This is a genomic window from Paracoccus sp. J56 (assembly GCF_019633685.1).
GTDB classification, from domain to species: Bacteria; Pseudomonadota; Alphaproteobacteria; order Rhodobacterales; family Rhodobacteraceae; genus Paracoccus; species Paracoccus kondratievae.
The window spans coordinates 1-23,809 of the sequence record NZ_JAFL01000008.1; the positions used below are offsets into that span (position 1 = coordinate 1).

General features: G+C 63.7%; 20 protein-coding genes and 1 pseudogene. 12 read left to right on the plus strand and 9 right to left on the minus strand.

Annotated elements, in window-relative coordinates; all coding sequences use genetic code 11:
• The 8 genes and pseudogenes from M511_RS07380 to urtA form a co-directional block, all read right to left on the minus strand.
• Nucleotides 1-290 (minus strand): annotated as a pseudogene (locus tag M511_RS07380) (IS701 family transposase); the annotation flags it as partial.
• Between the two features lie 82 nt (nt 291-372).
• Entirely contained in the window at nt 373-1,209 is an 837-nt protein-coding gene (gene pdxY / locus M511_RS07385) for a pyridoxal kinase (RefSeq protein ID WP_010394456.1), read from the minus strand.
• Complete coding sequence (locus M511_RS07390; protein ID WP_085501812.1) at nt 1,206-1,958, minus strand: MOSC domain-containing protein; 753 nt, start codon at nt 1,956-1,958, stop codon at nt 1,206-1,208. The genes pdxY and M511_RS07390 overlap by 4 nt, the downstream gene beginning before the upstream one ends.
• A 59-nt stretch (nt 1,959-2,017) precedes the next feature.
• Nucleotides 2,018-2,734: an urea ABC transporter ATP-binding subunit UrtE gene (gene urtE / locus M511_RS07395; RefSeq protein WP_010394458.1), complete on the minus strand. Its 717-nt coding sequence runs from the start codon at nt 2,732-2,734 to the stop codon at nt 2,018-2,020.
• Nucleotides 2,715-3,446: an urea ABC transporter ATP-binding protein UrtD gene (urtD, locus tag M511_RS07400; protein WP_085501813.1), complete on the minus strand. Its 732-nt coding sequence runs from the start codon at nt 3,444-3,446 to the stop codon at nt 2,715-2,717. The genes urtE and urtD overlap by 20 nt, the downstream gene beginning before the upstream one ends.
• Nucleotides 3,443-4,519 (minus strand): urea ABC transporter permease subunit UrtC, encoded by a 1,077-nt coding sequence (gene urtC / locus M511_RS07405; protein WP_085501814.1) that lies wholly within the window; start codon nt 4,517-4,519, stop codon nt 3,443-3,445. The genes urtD and urtC overlap by 4 nt, the downstream gene beginning before the upstream one ends.
• Before the next feature lies 1 nt (nt 4,520).
• Nucleotides 4,521-6,101, minus strand: coding sequence for an urea ABC transporter permease subunit UrtB (gene urtB / locus M511_RS07410; RefSeq protein WP_085501815.1), 1,581 nt, complete (start codon nt 6,099-6,101; stop codon nt 4,521-4,523).
• Nucleotides 6,102-6,170: 69 nt separating this feature from the next.
• The gene (urtA, locus tag M511_RS07415; RefSeq protein WP_085501816.1) at nt 6,171-7,463 is read right to left on the minus strand and encodes an urea ABC transporter substrate-binding protein; all 1,293 of its coding nucleotides are present in this window, start codon (nt 7,461-7,463) and stop codon (nt 6,171-6,173) included.
• Between the two features lie 327 nt (nt 7,464-7,790).
• Between urtA and M511_RS07420 the strand changes: the two genes are divergently transcribed.
• The 7 genes from M511_RS07420 to M511_RS07450 all read left to right on the plus strand — a co-directional run bounded on the left by M511_RS07420 (nt 7,791) and on the right by M511_RS07450 (nt 17,301).
• Nucleotides 7,791-8,381: an ANTAR domain-containing response regulator gene (locus tag M511_RS07420; protein ID WP_085501817.1), complete on the plus strand. Its 591-nt coding sequence runs from the start codon at nt 7,791-7,793 to the stop codon at nt 8,379-8,381.
• Entirely contained in the window at nt 8,372-9,544 is a 1,173-nt protein-coding gene (locus tag M511_RS07425; protein WP_085501818.1) for a CmpA/NrtA family ABC transporter substrate-binding protein, read from the plus strand. The genes M511_RS07420 and M511_RS07425 overlap by 10 nt, the downstream gene beginning before the upstream one ends.
• A 286-nt stretch (nt 9,545-9,830) precedes the next feature.
• Entirely contained in the window at nt 9,831-11,051 is a 1,221-nt protein-coding gene (locus M511_RS07430) for an MFS transporter (protein ID WP_085501819.1), read from the plus strand.
• 18 nt (nt 11,052-11,069) lie between these two features.
• Nucleotides 11,070-13,502, plus strand: coding sequence for a nitrite reductase large subunit NirB (gene nirB, locus M511_RS07435; RefSeq protein ID WP_010394468.1), 2,433 nt, complete (start codon nt 11,070-11,072; stop codon nt 13,500-13,502).
• Nucleotides 13,499-13,834 carry a nitrite reductase small subunit NirD gene (gene nirD / locus M511_RS07440; RefSeq protein WP_010394469.1) on the plus strand — a complete coding sequence of 112 codons (336 nt, stop codon included), beginning with the start codon at nt 13,499-13,501 and terminating at the stop codon, nt 13,832-13,834. Before nirB ends, nirD begins: the two co-directional genes overlap by 4 nt.
• A 12-nt stretch (nt 13,835-13,846) precedes the next feature.
• Nucleotides 13,847-14,689 carry a formate/nitrite transporter family protein gene (locus M511_RS07445; RefSeq protein ID WP_085501820.1) on the plus strand — a complete coding sequence of 281 codons (843 nt, stop codon included), beginning with the start codon at nt 13,847-13,849 and terminating at the stop codon, nt 14,687-14,689.
• A gap of 8 nt (nt 14,690-14,697) precedes the next feature.
• On the plus strand, nt 14,698-17,301 hold the full coding sequence (locus tag M511_RS07450; RefSeq protein WP_085501821.1) for a nitrate reductase: 2,604 nt from the start codon (nt 14,698-14,700) through the stop codon (nt 17,299-17,301).
• Nucleotides 17,302-17,304: 3 nt separating this feature from the next.
• Here the strand turns inward: M511_RS07450 and M511_RS07455 are convergent, their stop codons facing one another.
• Nucleotides 17,305-18,420 (minus strand): ABC transporter ATP-binding protein, encoded by a 1,116-nt coding sequence (locus tag M511_RS07455; RefSeq protein WP_085501822.1) that lies wholly within the window; start codon nt 18,418-18,420, stop codon nt 17,305-17,307.
• A 92-nt stretch (nt 18,421-18,512) separates the two neighbouring features.
• Between M511_RS07455 and M511_RS07460 the strand changes: the two genes are divergently transcribed.
• The 5 genes from M511_RS07460 to M511_RS07480 all read left to right on the plus strand — a co-directional run bounded on the left by M511_RS07460 (nt 18,513) and on the right by M511_RS07480 (nt 23,315).
• Nucleotides 18,513-19,526: a Fe(3+) ABC transporter substrate-binding protein gene (locus M511_RS07460; RefSeq protein ID WP_010394479.1), complete on the plus strand. Its 1,014-nt coding sequence runs from the start codon at nt 18,513-18,515 to the stop codon at nt 19,524-19,526.
• A gap of 21 nt (nt 19,527-19,547) precedes the next feature.
• A complete protein-coding gene (locus M511_RS07465; RefSeq protein WP_085501823.1) occupies nt 19,548-21,200 on the plus strand; it encodes an ABC transporter permease in 1,653 nt (550 codons plus the stop codon).
• Nucleotides 21,201-21,253: 53 nt separating this feature from the next.
• A complete protein-coding gene (locus M511_RS07470; RefSeq protein WP_085501824.1) occupies nt 21,254-21,661 on the plus strand; it encodes a DUF2946 family protein in 408 nt (135 codons plus the stop codon).
• A 69-nt stretch (nt 21,662-21,730) separates the two neighbouring features.
• On the plus strand, nt 21,731-22,702 hold the full coding sequence (locus M511_RS07475; RefSeq protein WP_010394485.1) for a DUF1775 domain-containing protein: 972 nt from the start codon (nt 21,731-21,733) through the stop codon (nt 22,700-22,702).
• Nucleotides 22,692-23,315: an SCO family protein gene (locus tag M511_RS07480; protein ID WP_085501825.1), complete on the plus strand. Its 624-nt coding sequence runs from the start codon at nt 22,692-22,694 to the stop codon at nt 23,313-23,315. Before M511_RS07475 ends, M511_RS07480 begins: the two co-directional genes overlap by 11 nt.
• Nucleotides 23,316-23,809 lie beyond the last annotated feature (494 nt).

The following is a 23,809-nucleotide window of genomic DNA, read 5'->3' on the forward strand; positions in this document are numbered from 1 at the left end:
GGATCGGCCAGCGTTTCCAGCGCATAGTCGCGCACGATGTTGCGCAAGGCATCGGCATCCCAGTGCACCCGACCGAGGATCGCCTGCTGCCGCCAGGGACCCTTGTCGCCAGCGGCGTCTGCCCGCATCCATCCGGTCTTGCGCCGTTCGTCTCCCAGCAGGCCATCGAGAAACTGCCCTGCCGATACCGCAACCCGTTCCTGCGTGAACAGCACCCGCATCCGCAACTTCACGTCCCGAAGCGACGAAGCCCACAGCTCAAGCGTTTCCTCGACAGCTAATCCCGACATCCATGACCCCATTCAAATCATGGTAGCCCAGTGATTCAGAAATGAGATGAAAACGCAACTGTAATGATAGGCGGAGCGCGGGTCAGGCCCTCAGCAGGGCGGCGCGGAACTCTGGGTCCGACAGCACGACCTCTTTGGTGCCCAGTTCGGCTGCCCGTGCCAGTGCGCGCGAAGTCTGGACCTGCGCAAACTCGACCGCTTGGGCAAGACTGCGGCCTTGCCCAAGCGCGGCAGTGATCAGCCCGGCGAACAGATCTCCGGTCCCGGCCATGGCCACGGGCAGGTGGGGCGTCGGATGGCGTGTCAGCCCGTCAGGGCCGCGAATGACGCTTTCCAGCATACCGGGCGCGGTCTCGCGCAGCTTGCAGCCGGTGACGATCAGCTGTGCCTCAGGCGCCATGTGCAGCGCCTCTGCTGCGTGATGGACATCCGCCAGCTCTGCGATAGGCTGCCCGGTCAGCCATGCAATCTCGAACGGATTGGGCGAGGCGATATCGGCCATAGGCAACAGCCGGTCGCGAAAGATGTCCGCGATCTCTTTGGGCACATACAGCCCCGGCTGCTCATCGCCCAGAACCGGATCGCAGTAATAGCGCAGGCGCGGGTTGACCGCTTTGGCTTTGGCGACGAAATCAGCGATCAGCCGCGCCACCTCGATTGAGCCGATATAGCCGGTCAGCACGAAATCCGCCCGTTCGGGCAAACCGCGATCCCAGGCCCCCTGCAACAGCTCGGCAAAGAAATCGCCGGGCAGTGGTCTGCCGCGCAGACTTGGGTAGTCGGGGGTATTCGAAAAGATCACTGTCGGGATCGGCGTCACCTCCAGTCCGGCGGCAAGCATCGGAAACACTGCTGCCGAATTGCCGACATGGCCCAGAACCACCTGGCTCTGAATTGAGATCACAAGCGGGCGGATCATGGGCTTCCCTCCAGTCGCTTCGTCCAGTCCTCGACCCGGCCGCTTTCCAGCCGGCGCATGGCATAGCGCCGCCAGCCTTCGGCCAGAACCTCCAGCGCGGCAATGCCCTGCAACTCGGTCATGTTCAGCCGGTCCACATAAAGCGCATGCCAAAGCCGGCGCAGGGTCCAATCGGGCGCGACGCGGTCAATCAGCTCCAGCCGGTCGCCCGGCGCGACGGTGCCTGGTTGCAGGACACGGTAATACCAGCCGGTGCGCCCGCTTTGCTGGACGCGGCGGGCCATGTCCCCGACCCCGAACCGGTGGTTCAGCTTCCAGCAGGGCTGCCGTCCCTGACTGACCTGAACAAGGGCCGACCCCAGACGAAAGATGTCACCGACCGCCACCTTTCCCTCATCCAGCCCAAGGGTCGAGATATTCTCGCCAAAGGCCCCCGCGGTCTCCAGCAACCTAAAAGCTTCTTTCGTGTCCAAATATCCCGCGGGGGTCCGGGGGTGCGAAACCCCCGGCTGCCCCGAGGGCGCCAGAGAGGCCAGTTCATCCCGCCAGGCCGCATAGTGATCGAACGGATAATGATGCACAGCCTTTTCCGGCCCGCCATGCACGCGCCGGTCGGCCTGTTCATCGCCCGCAAAGCCCTCCGGTCCCAGCGCCAGCGGGTGGTCAACCGGGTGCTTGTCGATACCGCTCGACTGATCGCTGCCCGGCAGCGGCGCGGCCTTGCCGGTCAGCAGGATGATCTCGGCCATGGCGTCCTCTGTTCACTGCCGTGGCCAGATTAGCCAAAGCCGGGGCAGGCTCAAGATGGCTAGACCGCAATCGCACGGCGCAGGGCGTCATGGTCCATGGCAGCGGCTTCGCCCTGCATCACTACCGTGCCACGATCCAGGACGATGATGCGGTCCGCAAGTTCCAGCGCGAAGTCGACATATTGCTCGACCAGTACGATAGCCATGCGGCCCTGATCGCGCAGATAGCGGATGGCGCGGCCGATGTCCTTGATGACCGAAGGCTGGATGCCTTCGGTCGGCTCGTCGAGGACCAATAGTTTTGGCCGTGTCACCAGCGCCCGGCCGATGGCAAGCTGTTGCTGTTGTCCGCCTGACAGGTCGCCGCCGCGCCGCTGCGCCATCTCACCCAGTATCGGAAACAGTTCATCGACCTCGGGCGGGACGTGACGCTCGGCGCGGGGCAGGCCTGCAAAGCCGGTCTCAAGATTCTCGCGCACGGTCAGCAAGGGAAATATCTCGCGCCCCTGCGGACATGAGGCAACACCCGCCCGCGCCCGCGCGTGGGGCGGCAGATGGGTCAGGTCGCGGCCGGCAAGCGATATCCGTCCGGCCGAGACCTTTTCGCGTCCGGTGATGGCCCGCATCAGGCTGGTCTTGCCAACGCCGTTGCGGCCCATGACCGCCGTGACCTGCCCGACCGGTGCCTGTAGCGAGACCCCGCGCAGCGCCTGCGCCGCGCCGTAATGCAGGCTGACATTTTCGACGACCAGCGCGTCAGCGGCCAAGATAGACATCGATTACCTCGGGATTGCGGGAAACATGGTCAAGCGGCCCCTCGGCCAGCACATGACCCTGATGCAGGACCGTGACGCGGCAATCGAGCGCGCGGACGAAATCCATGTCATGTTCGACCACCACGATCGAATGCTCGCCCGCAAGGCTGCGCAACAGCTCTGCGGTGCGCATCGTCTCGGCGTCGGTCATGCCGGCGGCGGGCTCATCCACCAGCAAAAGGCGCGGTTTTTGCGCAAGCAACATCGCGATTTCCAGCCATTGTTTCTGGCCGTGGCTCAGCGCACCGGCAAGCAGGTCAGGGTCAGGCAGGCGCACCAGATCAAGCAGCCGGGCACGCTCTTTCGCCGCTGACTTGCCATGTGGGCCACGCAGGGCCGACCAGACGTCGCGGGGTCCAGCCAGGGCCAGGTCGATATTTTCGGCCACGGTCAGGCTTTCGATGACCGTTGGCTTTTGGAACTTGCGGCCGATGCCCAGCCGGGCGGTGCCTGCTTCGTCCAGTCGCGTCAGATCATGGGTGGTGTCAAAGAACAGCGTGCCGCGGTCAGGCCGGATACGACCGGTAATCAGGTCCATCATCGTGGTCTTGCCTGCGCCGTTCGGGCCAATGATGGCGCGCAGCTCTCCCTTGTCGATGGCAAGGTTCAGATCGTTGATTGCCCTGAAACCGTCAAAGCTTTTCGATACGCTGTCGATGTTGAGAATGGTCATGCCGGAACCTCCTTTGACTGCTTGCGGGCAGGGCGCAGATCCCCAAGCGCGCCGACGATCCCCTTGGGCAGATATAGCGTGACGAGGATGAACAGTGCCCCCAGCGCATACAGCCACGCGTCGGGCAGCCAGCCGGTCAGCAATGTGCGCGTCAGCGCAACCATGATTGCGCCAAGTGCGGCTCCGGCCAGCGTGCCCCGGCCGCCAAGCGCCACCCAGATCACCACTTCAATCGAGTTTGCGGGTGCGAATTCCCCCGGGTTCACGATCCCGACCTGAGGAACGTAAAGCGCGCCCGCCACCCCCGCCATCATGGCCGAGACGGTCCAGACGAACAGTTTGTAATGCTCGACCCGGTAGCCAAGAAAGCGGGTTCGGCTCTCGGCATCGCGGATTGCGACCAGCACCCGGCCAAGGTGACTTGCCGTGATCGCCCGGGCAAGCAGCAGCCCGCCCGCCAGCGCCAGCGCCGAAGCGATAAATAGCACAAGTCGCATTTCCGGCGAGGACAGCGATACTCCCAGCAGGTCCTTGAAGTCGGTCAGGCCGTTATTGCCGCCAAAACCCATCTCGTTGCGGAAAAACGCCAGCATCAGCGCATAGGTCATCGCCTGCGTGATGATCGACAGATAAACTCCGCTGACCCGTGCCCGAAAGGCGAACCAGCCAAAGACAAAGGCCAGGCAGCCCGGCACGAGCAGGATCAGCGCCAGCGTTGCAGCAAAACTGCCCGAGGCGAGCCAGTACCATGGCAGGCTGTCCCAGTTCAGAAAGACCATGAAATCGGGCAGTTCGGGATTGGCATAGACGCCGCGCGCGCCGATCTCGCGCATCAGATGCATGCCCATGACATAGGCGCCAAGCGCGAAGAATGCACCATGTCCCAGCGACAGGATGCCAGCATAGCCCCAGACCAGGTCCAGCGCCACGGCAAGCAGCGCGTAGCAAAGGTATTTCCCCGCAAGCTGAATAGCATAGCCGGGCAGGATATTGCCCTGCATCAGCGGGATCGCCACGGTAAGGATGAAAAGCCCGCCTAGAAAGACGGTCATGTTGCGGTCGATCAGGCGCATGTCAGCCCTCCACCGCCCGGCCACGGGTCGGGAACAGACCACGCGGGCGTTTCTGGATGAACAGGATGATAAAGATCAGGATCATCACCTTGGCGAGCATCGCCCCGGCCAAAGGCTCAGCCAGCTTGTTCACGATGCCCAGCGTGAACGCCCCGGCCAGCGTGCCCCAAAGTGAGCCTGCCCCACCAAAGACCACAACCATGAAGCTGTCGACGATATAACCCTGACCTAGGTTCGGTGAGACGTTGTCGATCTGGCTAAGCGCCACCCCCGCCAGCCCGGCGATCCCGGCACCAAGACCAAAGGTCAGCGCATCGACGCGGCCGGTGCGGATGCCCATTTCCGCCGCCATGGCGCGGTTCTGGGTGACGGCACGCATCTGCAACCCCAGTGCGGTGCGGCGCAGCACCAGCATCAGAAAGCCAAAGACGGCCAGCGCGAACAACATGATCCAGATGCGATTCCAGGTCAGCGACAGGCCCAGCACCTCGACACTGCCCGACATCCAGGAGGGGTTGCCGACCTGCCGGTTGTTTGGCCCAAAGATCGAGCGGACCGCCTGTTGCAGGATCAGGCTGACGCCCCATGTGGCAAGCAGAGTTTCAAGCGGCCGGCCGTAAAGCCTGCGTACGATGCCACGCTCAACCGCGATGCCGATGGCGGCAGTGACAAGAAAGGCAAGCGGCAGGGCAATCGCCAGCGACCAGTCAAAAAGCCCCGGCGCGTGGGTGCGGATGACCTCTTGGACCATGAAGGTCGTATAGGCGCCAAGCATCACCAGTTCGCCATGCGCCATATTGATGACGCCGCAGACGCCAAAGGTGATCGACAGGCCGATGGCCGCAAGCAGCAGAACCGAGCCGAGCGACAACCCCTGCCAAAGCGTCAACCCCCATCCACGCAGTGCCTCGGCGCGTTCGATATCTGCAAGCGCCGTCCGGGCTGCATCCTTTAGCGCCGGATCAGAGAGCAGCGGGCGGATCCGACCTTGCGCCGCCGCGCCACGCCGCTCGGCGATCAGGGCAAGGGCCTCGGCCCGTTCGTCGGGTGTGGCATCGGGCGCGACAAGCAGCACTGATGCCCGCGCAATTTCCAGCGCGTCGCGGGCTTTTGTGTCGGTTTCCCGCGATAGTGCAGCCTCCAATGCGGATAGCTGCGCGGGATCGGGCGCGGCCTCGACCTGCGCGGCGGCGCGGGTGCGGGCGGCGGGGCTTTCGGCGACAAGACCCAGCGTTCCCAAGGCGGCACGAACATGGCCACGCAGGTTGTTGTTCACCCGCACCGGGGTCACATCCCGGCGGGTGACCGAGCCTGCGGGATCGCCGCTCAGCGCATCTGTGGCGCTGCCATCGGTGACGATTACCAACCGGCCGTCGGATTTCAGCACTGCCAGATCGCCGCCGACCAGTGCGGTCAACAGCGCCTCGGCCCGGGGATCGCCGCTGCTGGCCAGTGCCGAGACACGGTCCGCGCGGTCGTCATAGCTGCCCTCGGGCAGGGCTCTGGCGATTTCCTCAAAGCTTTGCGCCAGCGCTGCGGCGGGCATGATAAGGCAAAGCAGGATCAGCCGGATCAGTCGCATATGGTCCCTCGCCTGGCCCGCGCGCGGCACTACAAGGGTGCGGCGCGCGGTCTTTCTTCATGGATGGGATCAGTTCGATGCGGTGGTTTCGGCGCCGCCGCAGGTCTTGGTCGTGGTGTTGTAATTGCCGCAGCGGATCGGATCGGTCCAATCGGCGATCAGATCCTTTGAGCCGGGCAGGTAATCGGACCAGGCGTCGCCGGGAACCTCGCCTTCGCTTTCCCAGACGATGTCGAACTGGCCCTCGGCATTGATCTCGCCCACCATGACCGGCTTGGTGATGTGGTGATCCTTGCCCATGATGGCCTTGCCACCCGTAAGGTTCGGAACCTCGATGCCGACCATGGCGTCGATGACCTTGTCGGGGTCGGTGGTGCCGGCTTTTTCGACCGCCTTCACCCACATGTTAAAGCCGATGTAATGGGCCTCCATCGGGTCGTTGGTCACGCGTTTGTCGCTGCCGGTGAACTTGTGCCAGGCGTCGATGAATTCGTAATTCGCAGGGTCGTCCACGCTTTGGAAATAGTTCCATGCGGCCATGTGACCGACCAGCGGCGCGGTGTCGATGCCCGCCAGCTCTTCCTCGCCGACGGAAAAGGCGACGACGGGGATCTGTTCGGCGGTGATGCCCTGATTGGCAAGTTCCTTATAGAAAGGCACGTTCGCATCGCCGTTGATGGTCGAGACGACTGCCGTTTTCTTGCCAGTGCTGCCAAAGGCCTTGATGTCCGAAACGATCGTCTGCCAGTCGGACTGACCAAAGGGCGTGTAGTTGATCAGGATATCCTCATCCGCGACGCCCCTGTCCTTAAGAAATTGCTCAAGGATCTTGTTCGTGGTCCGTGGATAGACATAGTCGGTGCCGGCCAGCACCCAACGTTCGACCCCCTGATCCATCAGATATTCGACTGCGGGGATCGCCTGCTGGTTTGGTGCCGCGCCAGTGTAAAAGACGTTACGCTCGGATTCCTCGCCCTCGTATTGGACGGGATAGAACAGGATGCTGTCGAGTTCGCGAAACACCGGCAGCACCGATTTGCGTGACACGCTGGTCCAGCAGCCAAAGACAGCGGCCACCTGATCACCCGCGATCAGCTCGCGCGCCTTTTCAGCAAAAAGCGGCCAGTCCGAGGCCGGGTCGACCACCACTGGTTCCAGCTTGCGGCCAAGGACGCCGCCCCTGGCATTTTGCTGCTCGATCAGCATCAGCATGGCGTCTTTAAGCGTGGTCTCGGAAATCGCCATCGTGCCCGACAGCGAATGCAGGATGCCGACCTTGATCGGCTCGGATGTGTCCTCGGCCAGCGCAGCCGTGCCGATCAAAGCGGAAAGCAGCGATGCGGTAAGGGATGGGAGTTTCATGCGGACGTTCTCCGGATAAGGACGAAGGGAACTGCGCCAAGCTAACGGCCTCGCGGCGGCGCAGAACCAGCGCGAACCGTGCCGGGGGCGGCAGAAAACCGGGCGCGCCCTGATGGCAGGCAACCCCGTGTCGCACTTGCCCGGTCAGGCGGCATTGCAATGTTCGCGCCCCGGCGGAACCCGTGTTCTGCCCGGGATGCGGGCGGCGGGCGGAATATCTGCCCGGTCCTTGCGCAGATGACGGATGGCGCGCGCGGCAAGGGCGCGATGCGTTGCGGGTGCGCCGCCAAGCTGGCACCTGCTGGGACGAAAGAGAGCAGGAACCAGATGGACAAGCGTCTTTCGATCGTGGTCATCGAGCCCGACCCGGAACGTGCCGCCCCGATCGTGGACGGGCTGCGCGAGATCGGAGACCACGACATTCGCATCATCTCGGAGGAAACCGGCCTTGCCCGCCACATCGCCGAGTTTCGGCCAGATATCGTGCTCATTGATCTTGCCAACCCTTCACGCGACGTGCTCGAAGAGCTGGCGCTGGCGTCGGGTCCGACCGAACGGCCGGTGGCCATGTTCGTCGACCGCTCGGACGAGCATCTGACCCGAGCTGCGGTCGAGGCTGGGATTTCCGCCTATGTCGTGGACGGGCTGCGCCCCGACCGGATCAAGCCGATCCTTGATGCGGCCATTGCGCGGTTTCACATGTTTCAGCGTATGCGCGCGGAACTGGCCGCGACCCGCGCCGCGCTGGAAGAGCGCAAGGTCATCGACCGCGCCAAGGCCGTACTGATGAAGGCGCGCGGCATCGACGAAGAGGCCGCCTATGCCCTGCTGCGCAAGACGGCGATGGATCAGGGCAAACGCGTGGCCGAGATCGCCCAGCAGCTTGTCCTTGCCGCGGGGTTGCTTTCATGCGGCTGACATCTGTGCGCCTTGGCTATGTGCCGCTGATCGACGCTGCGCCGCTGATCGTCGCGGCCGAATTGGGCTTTGCTGCTGAAGAGGGGCTTGAGTTCAGCCTTTTGCGCCTTGGCGCATGGGCGCAGGCCCGGGACATGCTGGGCGCGGGGCTGATCGAGGCCGCGCATATGCTGGCGCCCATGCCGGTAGCGCAGGCGATGGGGCTGGGTCCGGCCCTGCCGGATCTGGATCTGGTGATGTTTCTGTCCCAGGGCGGGCAGGCGGTGGCGGTCAGTGCTGCCTTGGCTGCGCGGATGCGTGATCTGGGCCATGACTTCGACTTTCGTGACGCGCGCAAGGCCGGCGAGGCACTGCGCCGCGCGGCGCCCGAGCGGCTGCGCGTGGGGGTGCCGTTTCATTTCTCGACCCAGCTGGAGCTGATGCAGCACTGGCTTGGCATCTGCGGTTTCGATGCGGCGCCTGAGGTCGTGACCGTGCCGCCCCCGCTGATGGCGGAATCCATGGCGGCGGGCGAGGTCGATGCATTTTGCGTTGGTGAGCCATGGGCCTCCAGCGCGGTGGATCGGGGTGTCGCGGCGCTGCTTTTGCCCGGCACGGCTGTCTGGGCCTCTCCGCCTGAAAAGGGGCTGGTGCTGCGACGGGACTTTATCGCGGCCGAGCCCGAGATGACGGGGGCGCTGATGCGCGCGATCTGGCGTGCCGGGCGCTGGCTGGATGAGCGTGAGAACCGCGATACCGCTGCCGAGATTCTGTCGCGGCGCGAATATCTGGACCTGCCCGCCGAACTGGCTGAACGCGGTCTGACCGGGCGCTTGCAGGTGACCCCTTCGGGCGAAATCCGCCACGTGCCGGGCTTTGTCGCCTTTCACGCCGGTGCCGCGACCTTTCCGTGGAAAAGCCTTGCCGCGCTTTTTGCGCAGCGCATTGCGCGGCGCTATGGGTTACAGCCCGATGCCGCAATGCGGCGGGCGATGGCGCATTTCCGTACCGATCTTTACCGTCAGCACCTGCGCGCGGCCGGGGCCGCCCTGCCCGGAGCCTCGGCCCGGCTTGAAGGTGCCCTGACCGAGGATCGCGAGGTCGGTGCCGAAAAAGGCCAGATGATTCTGCGTGCCGATGCGTTCTTTGATGGCACGGTGTTTGAGCCGCCTTTCGCGGATTGAGCGTTTTGCAGGCAGACTACTCGTTTGCCTGCCCGGCTTTCGGGCGAAGCGGTCAGGTAATGCTGCGATGCCGCATCAATCCTTGATCCAACGTTTTCCCTGATCCAGTCTGAACTCATGGCCCGACGCAACGGCGCGCCATGGGCCCGCTCGCAATGATGCGGCACGGATTCCGCAAGGGCGCGGAGATCCATCCCCCCTGAAAGCGCATGTTCCGCCGCGGCCCTTTGCCGCCCGGCCCACGCTTTCCGACAGCCTTCGCCATCAGAAACGCATCGGAGCCATCATGCCCGCCCTTACCTCTCAGACATCCCCCGCATCACCTGCCGAGGCCTGCCGCGCGTTGGGCTTCTCGACCTTTGCCTTCACCATCTGCTTTGCCGTCTGGACCATTTTTTCGATCATCGGGTTACAGATCCGCGAAGAGCTGTTGCTCGGCGAAACTCAGTTTGGCCTGCTTATCGGGCTGCCGATCCTGACCGGCTCGCTGGTGCGGATTGCATTGGGCGTACTGACCGACCGGCTGGGCGGGCGGCGCGTCTATACGCTGACCATGCTCGCAGCCGCGGTTGCGACCTTTCTTTTGTCCTGGGCATCGACCTGGCCGCAGATGCTTATTGCCGCGCTTGGCGTCGGGTTGGCCGGCGGGTCATTCGCGGTCGGCGTCGCCTATGTTTCACGCTTTTATGCAAAGGGGCGTCAGGGCACGGCGCTGGGCATCTTTGGCACCGGCAATGTCGGCGCTGCACTGACCAAATTCGTGGCGCCTTTTGTCATGCTGGCCTTTGGCTGGCAGGCGACAGCGCAGATCTGGGCTGCTGCGCTGGCGCTGACTGCGGTACTGTTCTGGATCTTTAGCAAAGAGGATCCGGTCACCGCCACCGGGGCAGGGCGCAGAACCTCGCTGCGGGCCGAGTTCGCACCGCTTGCCCAGATGCGGGTCTGGCGCTTTTCGGCCTATTACTTCTTCAGCTTTGGCGGTTTCGTGGCGCTGGCCCTGTGGCTGCCGCATTACCTGACGCAGGTTTACGGGTTCGACATCAGGACTGCCGGGATGATCGGCGCGGCCTATTCGATCCCCGGTTCGATCTTTCGCGCCTATGGAGGCGTGCTGTCGGACCGGATCGGGGCGCGGTCGGTGATGTATGCGACCTTTATCGTCTCACTTGCCGCGACCGCGATCCTGTCGCTGCCCGGGGCTGTGCCGGTTTCGGTGTTCCTGATCGTGATCTTTGTCCTTGGCTTTTTCATGAGCCTCGGCAAGGCGGCCGTCTATAAGCACATTCCCAGCTATTATCCCGCTCATGTCGGCGCGGTCGGCGGCCTTGTCGGCATGATCGGCGGGTTGGGCGGTTTCGTCCTGCCGCTGCTCTTTGGCTGGCTGCGCGATCAGACCGGGCTGTGGTCCAGCTGTTTCATCGCGCTTTTCGCGCTCGTCGCAGCCTGCACGCTGTGGATGCACGCCTCGATCCGCCAGATGGGCCGCGCGCCCCTGCAAGCCGCCTGAAAGATAAGGAGTCCTGCGATGAAGAAACTTGTCGTCATCGGAGCTGGCATGGCCTCGGGCCGTTTGCTGGAGCATCTGTTTGAGGCCGCGCCGGGCGAATGGCAGGTCACATTGTTCAACGCCGAACCGCGCGGCAATTACAACCGGCTGATGCTGTCCCCGGTCCTGTCGGGCGAAAAGACCTATGAGCAGATCGTCACCCATGACGCGGATTGGTACGCCGCACATGGTGTCGATTGCCGCTTTGGCGAGCCTGTGGTGCGCATCGACCGCGCAAACCGCAGGGTCCACTCCAATGCCAGCAGCGCCGCGTATGACGCGCTGGTGATCGCCACAGGTTCGGCGCCATTCATTATCCCGGTGTCGGGTTATGATCTGCCTGGCGTCGTGACCTATCGCGATCTGGAAGACACCAACGCGATGATCGAGGCCGGGGTTGCTGGCAAGGACGCAGTGGTGATCGGGGGCGGGCTGCTGGGGCTTGAGGCCGCAGCGGGCATGGCCGCGCGGGGGGCGAGTGTTACCGTCATTCATCTGATGGGGCACCTGATGGAGCGCCAGCTTGACCCCGCGGCCGGCTATCTGTTGCAGCGCGATCTGGAGCGGCGCGGCATCAGGGTCCACTGCAAGGGCGCGACCAAGGCGATCCTTGGCCATGGCCGGGCCGAGGCGGTGCTGCTTGAGGATGGTACCGTCTATCCTGCTGATCTGGTCTGCATGGCCGTCGGCATCCGGCCCGAGGTGCGCCTGGCCAATGATGCCCATCTTGAGGTCGAACGGGGTATCGTCGTTGATGACGCTCTGCGCACCAGCGATCCTCATATCTTTGCCTTGGGCGAATGTGTCGAGCATCGCGGCCAGCTTTTTGGCCTTGTCGCGCCGCTGTACGATCAGGCCAAGGTTCTGGCCCGGACCCTTATGGGCAAAGAGGCCCTGTTTCAGCCGGTCCAGACCGCGACCAAGCTGAAGGTGACGGGCTGCGATCTGTTCAGCGCCGGCGATTTCGCCGAGGGCGAGGGGCGCGAGGACATCGTTTTCCGCGACCCCGGACGAGGCATCTACAAGCGGCTGGTCCTGCGGGAAAACCGCATCATCGGCGTGGTGATGTATGGCGATACCGCCGACGGGAACTGGTTTTACGGGCTGATGAAGGACGCCACCGACGTCGGAGAGATGCGCGATACGCTGATTTTTGGCCCGGCCTTTCAGGGAGGGTCCAGGCTGGACCCTATGGCGGCCGTTGCAGCCTTGCCGCCTGAGGCGGAGATTTGCGGCTGTAACGGCGTTTGCAAAGGCACGATCACCGAGGCGGTGCTGAACGGTGCCACCTCCCTTGATGCGGTGCGGGCCTGCACCAAGGCCTCGGGTTCCTGCGGAACCTGTTCGGGATTGGTCGAGCAGGTGATGAAGCTGGTTCTTGGTGACGGGTTCGCCGCTTCCGCACCGGCAGGCATGTGCAAATGCACCGACCACAGCCATGAGGACGTGCGGCGGCTGATCCGCTCGATGGAGCTAAAGTCCATCCCAGCGGTCATGCAGGAACTGGGCTGGAAAACCGTGGGCGGTTGCCACTCTTGCCGGCCTGCGCTGAATTATTACCTGCTGGCCGAATGGCCGCTGGAATATCAGGACGACCGCCAGTCGCGTTTCGTCAATGAAAGAAACCACGCCAATATCCAAAAGGACGGCACCTATTCGGTGGTGCCGCGTATGTGGGGCGGCGTCACTACCCCGGCCGAGCTGCGCGCCATCGCCGATGCGGCCGAGAAATTCGCCGTGCCCATGGTCAAGGTCACCGGCGGCCAGCGCATCGATCTGCTGGGTGTCCGCAAAGAGGACCTGCCCCATATCTGGGCCGATCTGAACGCGGCGGGGCTGGTGTCGGGTCATGCCTATTCCAAGGGGCTGCGCACGGTCAAAACCTGCGTTGGCAGCGAGTTCTGCCGCTTTGGCACCCAGGATTCGACCGGGTTGGGTATCCGGCTGGAAAAGCTGCTTTGGGGGTCATGGACGCCGCATAAGGTAAAGCTGGGCGTCTCTGGCTGCCCGCGCAACTGTGCCGAGGCGACGTGCAAGGATGTGGGCGTGGTCTGCGTGGACAGTGGCTATCAGATCAGCGTCGCAGGCGCGGCCGGGATGGAGGTGAAAGAGACCGAGCATCTGGCCTCGACCCCGTCCGAAGATGAGGCGGTCGAGATCATCACCGCCTTTATTCAGCTATACCGCGAGAATGCGCGTTATCTGGACCGGCCCTACAAATGGGTGGCGAAGGCCGGGCTCGACTGGGTGAAAGCCCAGATCGAGGATCTGCCCACACGCCATGCCCTCGTGCAGCGTTTCGAGATCAGCCAGTCGGTCTATCGCAAGGACCCCTGGGCCGAACATTCAACCGCAACCGAGACGCCACGCTGGGCGCCTCTTGCCGATCTGACCCTGGAGGCCGCGGAATGACCGTCTTTGTCGATATCGGAGCTCTTGACGACATTCCCCGTCAGGGCGCGCGGGTGATCCGCACCGCTCATGGCTGTGTGGCGGTATTTCGTACCATGGACGACCGCGTTTTTGCGCTGGATGATCGCTGCCCACACAAAGGCGGCCCCCTGTCCGAAGGGATCGTCCATGGCGACCGGGTGACCTGTCCGCTGCACAACTGGGTTTTCGACATGAACTCGGGTCAGGCGCAGGGGGCCGACGAAGGTGCGGTCCGCACCTGGCCCGTGCGCGTCGAACAGGGGCGCATTCTGATCAGCGCCGAACTTGTCTTTCGCTCCAACGCTGCCTGAAGGAGGTCTGTCATGTCCTATGTAAATCCTGCCGATTTTGCCAAAAAGATGATCGACGCGGGCGAGGCCAAGGTTTTTATGTCCACCCGGGATACGCTGATCCGCGCCTATATGGCCGGTGCGATCCTTGCGCTGGCGGCGGCCTTTGCGGTCACCGTGACCGTGAACACCGGCGAGCCGCTGCTGGGGGCGCTGCTGTTTCCGGTCGGGTTTTGCATGTTGTATCTGTTGGGCTTTGACTTGTTGACCGGGGTGTTCACACTTGTGCCCCTGGCGCTGATCGACCGCCGGGCGGGCGTCACGCCGGGCGGCATGATGCGCAACTGGGGCCTGGTCTTTTGCGGCAATTTCGCCGGGGCCTTTACGGTTGCGGTTTTCATGGCGATCATCGTCACATTCGGCTTTTCCGAGGCCCCGAATGCGGTCGGCGAAAAGCTCGGCCATATCGGCGAAGGGCGTACGCTGGGCTATGCGGCCCATGGCGCGGCGGGGATGCTGACGCTGTTTATCCGCGCGGTGATGTGCAACTGGATGGTCTCGACCGGAGTGGTCGCGGCGATGATGTCCACCAGCGTTTCGGGCAAGGTGATCGCGATGTGGATGCCGATCCTTGTGTTTTTCTACATGGGGTTTGAACATTCCATCGTGAACATGTTCCTGTTCCCGGCAGGTCTGTTGCTTGGCGGCCAGTTCACCATCGGCGACTACCTGATCTGGAACGAGATACCGACGGTTCTGGGCAATCTGGTCGGCGGGCTGACCTTTGTCGGTGCCATGATCTACGCCACCCATCACCGGACCGCGCCCGCCCGGGGGGCCGAGGGGGACGACCCGCTGCCGGTGGCTGCTGAATGAGCCGCGCGATGCAGACCATCCGCACCACCTGTCCTTATTGTGGCGTCGGTTGCGGCGTGCTTGCGACGCCTGATGGCGGTGGCGGGCTTGCGGTGGCGGGCGATCCCGCGCATCCGGCGAACCGCGGTCGGCTTTGCGTCAAGGGCGCGGCCCTGGGCGAGACGGCCGGCCATCGCGGCCGGCTGCGTGCCCCGCGCATTCATGGCCGCGAGGCGGGCTGGGATGAGGCGCTGGACCTCATTGCCCGCCGCTTTTGCGAAACTATCGCTGCGCATGGCCCGGATTCGGTCGCCTTCTACGTCTCGGGTCAGCTTCTGACCGAGGATTACTATGTCGCCAACAAGCTGATGAAAGGCTATATCGGCTCGGCCAATATCGACACCAATTCGCGCCTTTGCATGGCTTCTGCGGTTGCGGGGCATCGCCGCGCCTTTGGTTCTGACACGGTGCCCGGGCTTTACGAGGATCTTGAGCTGGCCGATACGGTGGTGCTTGTCGGCTCAAACCTCGCCTGGTGCCATCCTGTCCTTTACCAGCGGCTGGTGGCCGCGCGCGAAGCACGGGGGACGCGGGTCATCGTTATCGACCCGCGCCGCACCGCGACCTGTGATGTCGCCGATCTGCATCTGCAAATCGCACCGGGTTCTGATGCCGCACTTTTCAACCTGTTACTTGCGGAAATCAGCCGCAGATCAGAGGTTTGTCCCGACGATCTTGAAAATATCCAAGAGGCGCTGACGGCTGCGCGAGCCACTTCCCCTGCTGTGACGGGGCTGGCGCATAGCCAGTTGCGGCAGTTCTTTGATCTGTGGATGCACAGCGACAAGGTGGTGACAGTCTGGTCGCAGGGCGTGAATCAATCCGACAGCGGCACCGACAAGGTGAATGCGATCCTGAACTGTCATCTGGCCAGCGGGCGGATCGGCCGGCCGGGAATGGGACCCTTCAGCGTCACAGGTCAGCCCAATGCCATGGGCGGGCGCGAGGTCGGCGGGCTGGCCAATATGCTGGCCTGTCACCTTGAGATCGGGAACCCCGACCATCGAGAGGCGGTGCGTGCCTTCTGGAACGCCCCGCGCATGGCGCAGCGCCCTGGGCTGAAGGCCGTGGATATGTTCCGCGCCGTCGAAGAGGGGCGCATCAAGGCGCTGTGGGTCATCTGCACGAACCCCGCCGTAACCCTGCCCGAGGCTGACCGCGTCGCCCGTGCCATCGCGGGCTGCGATTTTGTTGTTGTTTCGGACATCATGGCACAGACTGACACCATGCGGTTTGCGCATGTCGCCCTGCCTGCGACCGGCTGGGGTGAAAAGGACGGCACGGTCACAAATTCCGAACGCCGCATCAGTCGCCAGCGCCGCGTTCTTACCCCGCCCGGACAGGCGCGGGACGACTGGCGCATCCTTGCCGAGGTCGGGCGGCGTATGGGCTGGGGCGCATCCTTTGGCTGGCAGCACCCGGCGCAGGTCTTTGCCGAATACGCGGCCTTGTCGGGCGTGGCGGCGGGTCTCGGTAGCGATTTTGATATCTCGGCTCATGCCGAGATCAGCGTGGCGCAATATGATGCGCTTGAGCCGTTCCTTTGGCCACAATCGGCCACAAAGCAAGGCGGGCGGTTCTTTGGCGACGGGCGCTTTCACACGCCCTCGGGGCGCGGGCGGATGGTCGCGGTTACGCCGCGCCCCCCGCAGCCGGTCAGTGAGGCCTATCCGTTCCGGCTGAACACCGGTAGGGTGCGCGATCATTGGCACACGATGACCCGCACCGGCCTGTCACCACGCCTGTCCCGGCATCTGGCCGAACCTTATCTTGAGCTGCATCCGACCGACGCTGCCCAACTGGGCCTGCAACCTGCAGCCCTTGCCGAGGTGACCAATGCACATGGAAGCGCGGTGTTGCGCGTGCTGGTCAGCGACCGCGTCGCGCCGGGGCATCCTTTTGCGCCGATGCATTGGACGGGCGAGACCGCGCCCACGGGCCGGGTTGATGCGCTGGTGCCGGGCGCGACGGATCCGGTCTCGGGCCAGCCGGCGCTGAAATCGGCGGCGGTGGCGATCAGGCCGTTCGCGGCGCGCTGGTTCGGTTTTGCCGTTTCTGCCGGTGAGATACGACCCGACTGCGACTATTGGGCGCGGGCGATCCTGCCCAATGGCGTGCAGGCCGAACTGGCTGGGCGAAAGCCGCCTGCGGACTGGACCGACCATGCCCGGGCCCTGTTTGGCCTGGAGGATGAGCCGCTGGTCGTGCACGACCGCGCACGCGGCCAGGTGCGGCTGGCCTTTCTGCGCGATGGCCGCTTGCAGGCGGCGTTATTCGTTGCGGCCGGGCCGGTGGCCCTGTCGCGAAGCCATATCACGGCACTGCTTTGCGAGGGTGGAGCCGAGGTGCTGGCTGGCCGCCCCGGAGCCGGCCGCCCGGATGAGGGGGCGCTTGTCTGTGCCTGTTTCGGTATCGGCGTCAACAGTATAGTCAAAGCTATCGCCAGTCGCCGCCTGACTTCGGTCGAGGCGGTCGGGCAGGCGTTGCGCGCGGGTACCAATTGCGGTTCATGCCGGCCCGAGATCCGGGCGCTGCTTGATGCCGGTGTGGCCTGCCGTGAGGCAGCGCAATAAGGCTCAGCTGTCCTTGCTGGCAAAGACCATTGCCGCGCCGTGCTGGACGGCAAGGTGGATCAGGCTGCCTTGGGCGGGCAGGACCAGACCGGGGACGCGCGATTTCATCAGCGCGCCTCCGGGCTCAAGCCGCGTTTCGATCAGGCTTTCGCGGCCCAGATAGCGGGCACGCTCGACCCGCGCCGGTGCTCCGTCCATATGCGAGGGGATCAGGTGTTGCGGGCGAATGACAACCTCGGCCCGGCTGCCTTCGATAAGACCGGGGGCAGGGAATGCCCCCAGTGCGGTTTCAACCCGGCCGCCTGACACACGTCCTGCAAGTGTGTTAAGATCGGAAAAGAAGGCAGCAACGCCGCGATCCGCCGGGCGGTCGTAAAGATCCTGCGGCGGGCCCTCCTGGACAAGCCGTCCTTTGCGCATGACGGCAATGCGATGGCCCATCAACATCGCCTCTTCGGGGTCGTGGGTGACCATCAGTACGGTCGTCCCGGTTTCGCGAAGAAGGTCCAGCGCCGCATCGCGCACGCCGTCGCGCAGCCGGTTGTCGAGGCTGCAAAAGGGCTCATCCATCAGCATCAGGCAAGGGCGCGGCGCCAGCGCGCGGATCAGCGCGACGCGCTGCTGTTCACCCCCCGAAAGCTCATGAGGGTACTTCGTCGCATAGCCCGACAGACCCACGCGCTCCAGCAGTTCACCCACGCGGTTGCGTCTGTCTGCCGCCGGGCCTTGCAGGCCAAAGCCGACATTGGCGGCGACGTCGAGATGCGGAAACAGCGCGAAATCCTGAAACATCAGGCCAACCGGGCGCCGCTCGGGCGGGAGAACGGTGCCCGTGTCGCACATGGGGCGGCCGTCGATGCGGATGCGCCCGGAATCGGGCTGCTCGATCCCCGCGATCATACGCAGCGTCGTCGACTTGCCACAGCCCGAAGGGCCAAGCAGACAGGTCACCTGACCACGCACGACGCGAAAGCCGACATCCTGAACGGCAGGGGTGTCACCAAAGCGGCGGCAAAGCGCCTCGACCTCCAGCATGGGATCTTGCGGGGCGGCCTGCGCGGCCAGCCCCCGAACATCCACCTGGCTCGCCCATTCAGGAGGGCTGGCGAACTGGTTCATCGGGCCCCCTTCGTGACCGTAACCGGATGAGAATAGTTTACTTTAGTAATAAGTTTAGTAAACGTGTCGAGAAATCGCAAGGAGGACTGGTGATGCGTGTTGGACTATCCGGGCTGATCGGGGCACTGCTGGCAGCGCAGGCGATGGCTGCAAGTGCTGAAGAACTGAACCTTTACACCACGCGCGAGCCGAATCTGATCGAGCCGCTGCTGGCGTCCTTCACCGAATCGACCGGGGTCAAGGTCAATACGATCTTCCTTAAGGACGGGATGGCCGAGCGGGTCGAGCAAGAGGGTGCGGCCTCGCCCGCCGATGTGCTGATGACCGTCGATATCGGCAATCTGGTCGATCTGGCTGATCGCGGCCTGACCCAGCCGGTGCAATCCGAGGCCCTGAGCGCCGCGATCCCCGAAAATCTGCGCGACAAGGATGGCAACTGGTTTGCATTGTCGCAGCGGGCGCGGGTACTTTACGCCAACAAGGATCTGGATCTGACCAGCTTTACCTATGAGGATCTGGCCAAGCCCGAATGGAAGGGCAAGGTCTGCATCCGTTCCGGCCAGCATCCCTATAACGTCGCGCTGACCGCCTCTTACATCGTCCATCACGGCGAAGAGGCCGCTAAAACCTGGCTTGAAGGCGTCAAGGCTAACCTTGCCCGCAAGGCTGGCGGTGGCGACCGCGATGTGGCGCGCGACATCATGGGCGGCATTTGCGAAATCGGCATTGCGAACTCGTATTACGTTGGCCTGATGCGCAGTGGCGCCGGTGGTCCCGAACAAGAGGAATGGGTCAAGGCGATCAAGGTCATCCTGCCCACCTTTGAAAACGGCGGCACTCAGGTGAACGTCTCGGGTGCGGCTGTGGCCAAACATGCGCCGAACCGTGATCAGGCGGTCAAGCTGCTGGAATATCTGGTCTCGGACGATGCGCAGAAACTGTATGCCGAAGCGAACTTTGAATATCCGGTCAAAGCCGGTGTCGCGGTCAGCCCGGTGATCGAGGATCTGGCCGGTCTGAAAGCCGATGGCACCGATCTGACCGAGATCGCCCGTCAGCGCAAAGCTGCGAGCGAACTGGCCGAGGCGGTGGGCTTCGACAACTAAGACCCTGCAGGCACCGACCGGATGAACCCTGAACTGGTGCAAAGCCCCCGTGATCGCGCGGGGGCAGGCTGGCAGGCGGCAGCTATAGCTGTCGCCGCGCTGGTTTTATTGCCTGTGCTTGCGCTGGGGCTTTTTGCACTGCAGGGCAGTCCGGGACTGTGGACGCATCTGATCAGCAATGTGCTGCCGGTGGCGGTGCAACAGACGGTGATCCTGCTGCTGGGGGTCGGCATCATCGTCGCTACCCTTGGCACAGTAACGGCATGGCTGGTTGCCTCGTGCGATTTCCCGGGGCGGCGGTTTTTCGGCTGGGCGCTGCTTTTGCCGCTGGCTGTGCCGACCTACATCGTCGCCTATGCTTATCTGGACCTTCTGCACCCGGTTGGGCCGGTGCAGGGGGCGATCCGCCATTTGCTTGGCTATTCCAGCCCGAGGGAGTTCCGCCTGCCCGATATCCGCTCGATGCCGGGCTGCATCTTTCTGCTGGGGATGGTGCTATACCCCTATGTCTATTTGCCGGTGCGGGCGCTGTTTGCCATGCAGGCCGGCAACCTGCTGGACGCAGGTCGGACGCTGGGCGCCGGGCCGGTTGCGACCTTTCTGCGCGTTACCTTGCCCTTGGCGCGGCCAGCAGTGGCCATCGGCACCGCGCTGGCGCTGATGGAGGCGATGAACGATATTGGCGCGGCCGAGTTTCTGGGCGTGCGCACGCTGACCGTCTCGGTCTATTCGACGTGGATCAACCGCTCGGATCTGCCGGGGGCGGCGCAGATCGCACTGGCGATGCTGGCGATCATCATGGCGCTGGTGCTGCTTGAACGCCGGGGCCGCAAGCGTCAGCACTATGCAGCCGGAGCGCAGCGCAGCCAGCCCCTGCGCCGTACGCGCCTGCGAGGCTGGCGGACCTTGGGGGCGATGCTGGTCTGCGCGCTGCCGATCATGCTGGGGTTCGTTGCCCCTGCCTGCTATCTGGTGGCCGCAGCGTGGAGCCGCTACCGTTTTGCCGGCCTGTCGCCGCGCATTCTGGAAGAGGCTGCAAACACCGCCTTTTTCGCCGTTGTGGCGACGCTGGTTGCGCTGCTGCTGGGGCTGGTTGTGACGGGGGCGGCGCGGCTGCGGCCCGGCCCCTTGACCCAAAGCATGGCGCGGCTTTCGACACTGGGTTACGCAGTGCCGGGGACCATTCTGGCAATCGGCCTTTTACCGGTGATTGCGCTGGTCGACCGTCAGATCTCGGCGGTGTCGCAGACGCTGTTCGGTGCGGCACCCGGGTTGCTGCTGCTGGGCTCTGGCGCGGCGCTGATCTATGCCTATGCCGCGCGCTTTCTGGCCATCGCTACCGGAGGGATCGAGGCGGGGCTTAGCCGGGTGCCGCGTTCGCTTGACCATGTGGCACGCACGCTGGGGCGCAATCCGGTGCAGGTGTTCCGACAGGTTCATGTGCCGATCTCACGCCCGGCGCTTGCAGCCTCGGGGCTGCTGATCTTTGTCGATTGCGTCAAAGAGCTGCCCGCGACCTTGTTGCTGAGGCCGCTGAATTTCGAGACGCTTTCGACCCATCTTTACGGCGAGGCAGCGCGCGGCACTTATGAGGATGCTGCTATCGCGGCGCTGATCATCGTGGTGATCGGCATCTTGCCGGTCATGGTTCTGGCACGGACGATCAGACGGTGACTGCGGCAGATTGCCCCTTTTCCGGAACGCAGATTTCTGACAGGGCTGCCCCTATGCAGGTCGGGGACGCATATCGGTCAAGAAAGGACGCGCTGCGGCGGCTGTGCTGCTGGCTGGCGGTTCTGCCGTTCCTGCTGTTCTCGCTGATTCTGCCGGGCACCATGCTAAGCCGCGATGCGCAGGGCGGAATTACCGTCGTGCTATGTTCGGGCGTCGGGCTGGTCGAGATGGCTGTCGCCCCCGACGGCAGTCTGATCCCCAAAGAACAGGCGCCGCACGGCGATCATCACACATGCGACTGGAGCCCGCATGGCCAGCCTTTGCTTGGTTCGGGTTCGGCCCCCATGGCCCTGCCGCAGGCGGCCGAGGCGCGGCTTGCGCTTTGGCCTGCGCCTGCAGCCCTGCCGCATGGCGGGATGCTGCTTTTACCCTCGGCGCGGGGGCCGCCTGCGATCATCTGACGGAGATATTTGCTGCAAAACCCTGTGACCATGAGGTTCGGGGGCAATTCCCATCAGATGAGATATGTCATGAAAAACCATGTTTTCCGTGCGCTTTGCGCCACGCTGCTTGGCCTTGCTGCCACTCCCGCTCTTTCCCACGCCACGCTTGAGCAAAAAGAGGCTGCGGCAGGCTCGACTTATCGTGCGGTGATCCGCGTCGGTCACGGTTGTGAGGGTCAGGCAACCAATACCCTGCGCGTCGAACTGCCCGAGGGGTTCTATAATGCCAAGCCGATGCCCAAGGCGGGCTGGACGCTGGAAACCGTCAAGGGCCCCTATGCCAAACCCTTTGACAATCATGGCAAAGAGATGACCGAAGGCACACGCGAGGTGATCTGGTCGGGTGGCGATCTGCAGGATGACTGGTACGATGAATTCGTCATCCGCGGCACGGTCGGGGCTGATATCGCGCCCGAGACGGTGCTGTATTTCAAAACGGTGCAGGAATGCGCGAATGGCCGCGAGGACTGGACCGATGTCTCGGGCAGCAAAGAGGTGCCGAATCCTGCGCCAGGTGTTACCGTCACCGCTGGCAAGGGCGATCACGGGCACGGCGGCCATAATGCTGCGGCGGATGATGGCGCGATCAAGCTGGGTGATCTGACGCTGAGCAACGGCTTCAGCCGCGCCACACCTCCTGGCGCGCCGGTCGCTGGCGGGTTCGTGACCATAGCCAATGCCGGAGCCGGGGATCGGCTGATATCGGCCAGCGTCGATTTTGCCGGCCGCGCCGAGATCCATGAGATGGCGATGGAGGGCGAGGTCATGCGGATGCGCCAGCTGCCCGAGGGCCTGACTATTCCCGCCGGTGAAACGGTTGAACTTAAGCCCGGCGGTTATCACCTGATGTTCATGGAGCTGAAACAGCCGCTGGTCGAGGGCGAGACGGTCAATGTCACGCTGAAATTCGAGAAAGCGGGCGAAGTCACTCTGCCGCTGCGGGTTGGTCCCCGCAATGCCGGCACCGAAGACAAGGGGAACGCACATCATGGCCACTGAACACAAATCCGGGCTGAAACCCCTGCGCTATGTTCTTTGGGCGCTGGTGGCTCTGGCCGTGCTGGGGGTAGGCTGGTTCCAGCTTGTCTCGCCCCGGTCGGGGACTGGCTCGATCGCTGATACCGGGGCGGCCGCGCTGGGGCGCGGCGAATACAGCCTGACCACGACCGAGGGGACGGAGTTCACCCAGGCGTCGTTGAAGGGCCAGCCCTCGGCGGTGTTCTTTGGCTTTACCCATTGCCCCGATGTCTGCCCGACGACCCTGGGCGATGTGGCCAGCTGGCAGGAAGAGTTGGGCGAGGACGGCAAGGCGCTGCGGGTCTTTTTCGTCACCGTCGATCCCGAGCGTGACTCGGTCGAGACGCTGCGCGAATACGTCTCGTGGGTGCCGGGCGTGATCGGTGTCTCGGGGGCTCCGGAAGAGGTGGCCAAGGCGATCAAGGCTTTCCGCATCTATGCCCGCAAATCCCCGATGGAGAGCGGCGATTACACGATGGACCATTCCTCGACCATGCTGCTTTTCGATGCCAATGGCGATTACGCCGGGCTGATCGGCTATCAGGAAGAACGTGAGCGCGCCCTCGCAAGCCTGCGCAAGCTGCTCAACAGCTGATCTGCAAAAGCTTTTCCGGCGCCGCTATGGGATGCGGCGCCGTCTTTCTTGCACATAGACTTTGGCCGATCCTGTCTGGGTCGGCCTTTCTGTTTCCGAAATGTTTTGGCAGGCCCTCACGCTGCTGTTCCCACAGGGGTGATTGCTGGATGTTAGCGTATGATTTTCCGCTGTAGGATAGTTTGCATTCCTCCTTGCAGGAAACTGTGCGGATTCTGTCGGAGAATGCAGAGGTTTTTGCGCGTCTCATGCTGGGTGGGGTGGCCGTATGAATGACGATGTCAGAACTACTGACCGAATACGCCAGATGGTTTCGGAAATTCCCGAAAGGTTTCGGACTGGGGGTTGCGCGGGCCAGGGCCACCGAAAAATCAGGGCCATCTGCGGCTCGCGCAGAGAGATCCTGGAGAAGGGGAGGGAAATAATGGAAAAAGCACGTCGGAGCGATTTGCGTCACGTTGTGCTGGCTGCCCTGATGGGCAGTATCGCAATGC

Excerpts from the sequence above, each read along its gene's own strand:
- pdxY (WP_010394456.1), bottom strand. The coding sequence starts at position 1,209 with ATGATCCGCCCGCTTGTGATCTCAATTCAGAGCCAGGTGGTTCTGGGC.
- M511_RS07390 (WP_085501812.1), bottom strand. The coding sequence starts at position 1,958 with ATGGCCGAGATCATCCTGCTGACCGGCAAGGCCGCGCCGCTGCCGGGC.
- urtE (WP_010394458.1), bottom strand. The coding sequence starts at position 2,734 with ATGTCTATCTTGGCCGCTGACGCGCTGGTCGTCGAAAATGTCAGCCTG.
- urtD (WP_085501813.1), bottom strand. The coding sequence starts at position 3,446 with ATGACCATTCTCAACATCGACAGCGTATCGAAAAGCTTTGACGGTTTC.
- urtC (WP_085501814.1), bottom strand. The coding sequence starts at position 4,519 with ATGCGCCTGATCGACCGCAACATGACCGTCTTTCTAGGCGGGCTTTTC.
- urtB (WP_085501815.1), bottom strand. The coding sequence starts at position 6,101 with ATGCGACTGATCCGGCTGATCCTGCTTTGCCTTATCATGCCCGCCGCA.
- urtA (WP_085501816.1), bottom strand. The coding sequence starts at position 7,463 with ATGAAACTCCCATCCCTTACCGCATCGCTGCTTTCCGCTTTGATCGGC.
- M511_RS07420 (WP_085501817.1), top strand. The coding sequence starts at position 7,791 with ATGGACAAGCGTCTTTCGATCGTGGTCATCGAGCCCGACCCGGAACGT.
- M511_RS07425 (WP_085501818.1), top strand. The coding sequence starts at position 8,372 with ATGCGGCTGACATCTGTGCGCCTTGGCTATGTGCCGCTGATCGACGCT.
- M511_RS07430 (WP_085501819.1), top strand. The coding sequence starts at position 9,831 with ATGCCCGCCCTTACCTCTCAGACATCCCCCGCATCACCTGCCGAGGCC.
- nirB (WP_010394468.1), top strand. The coding sequence starts at position 11,070 with ATGAAGAAACTTGTCGTCATCGGAGCTGGCATGGCCTCGGGCCGTTTG.
- nirD (WP_010394469.1), top strand. The coding sequence starts at position 13,499 with ATGACCGTCTTTGTCGATATCGGAGCTCTTGACGACATTCCCCGTCAG.
- M511_RS07445 (WP_085501820.1), top strand. The coding sequence starts at position 13,847 with ATGTCCTATGTAAATCCTGCCGATTTTGCCAAAAAGATGATCGACGCG.
- M511_RS07450 (WP_085501821.1), top strand. The coding sequence starts at position 14,698 with ATGCAGACCATCCGCACCACCTGTCCTTATTGTGGCGTCGGTTGCGGC.
- M511_RS07455 (WP_085501822.1), bottom strand. The coding sequence starts at position 18,420 with ATGAACCAGTTCGCCAGCCCTCCTGAATGGGCGAGCCAGGTGGATGTT.
- M511_RS07460 (WP_010394479.1), top strand. The coding sequence starts at position 18,513 with ATGCGTGTTGGACTATCCGGGCTGATCGGGGCACTGCTGGCAGCGCAG.
- M511_RS07465 (WP_085501823.1), top strand. The coding sequence starts at position 19,548 with ATGAACCCTGAACTGGTGCAAAGCCCCCGTGATCGCGCGGGGGCAGGC.
- M511_RS07470 (WP_085501824.1), top strand. The coding sequence starts at position 21,254 with ATGCAGGTCGGGGACGCATATCGGTCAAGAAAGGACGCGCTGCGGCGG.
- M511_RS07475 (WP_010394485.1), top strand. The coding sequence starts at position 21,731 with ATGAAAAACCATGTTTTCCGTGCGCTTTGCGCCACGCTGCTTGGCCTT.
- M511_RS07480 (WP_085501825.1), top strand. The coding sequence starts at position 22,692 with ATGGCCACTGAACACAAATCCGGGCTGAAACCCCTGCGCTATGTTCTT.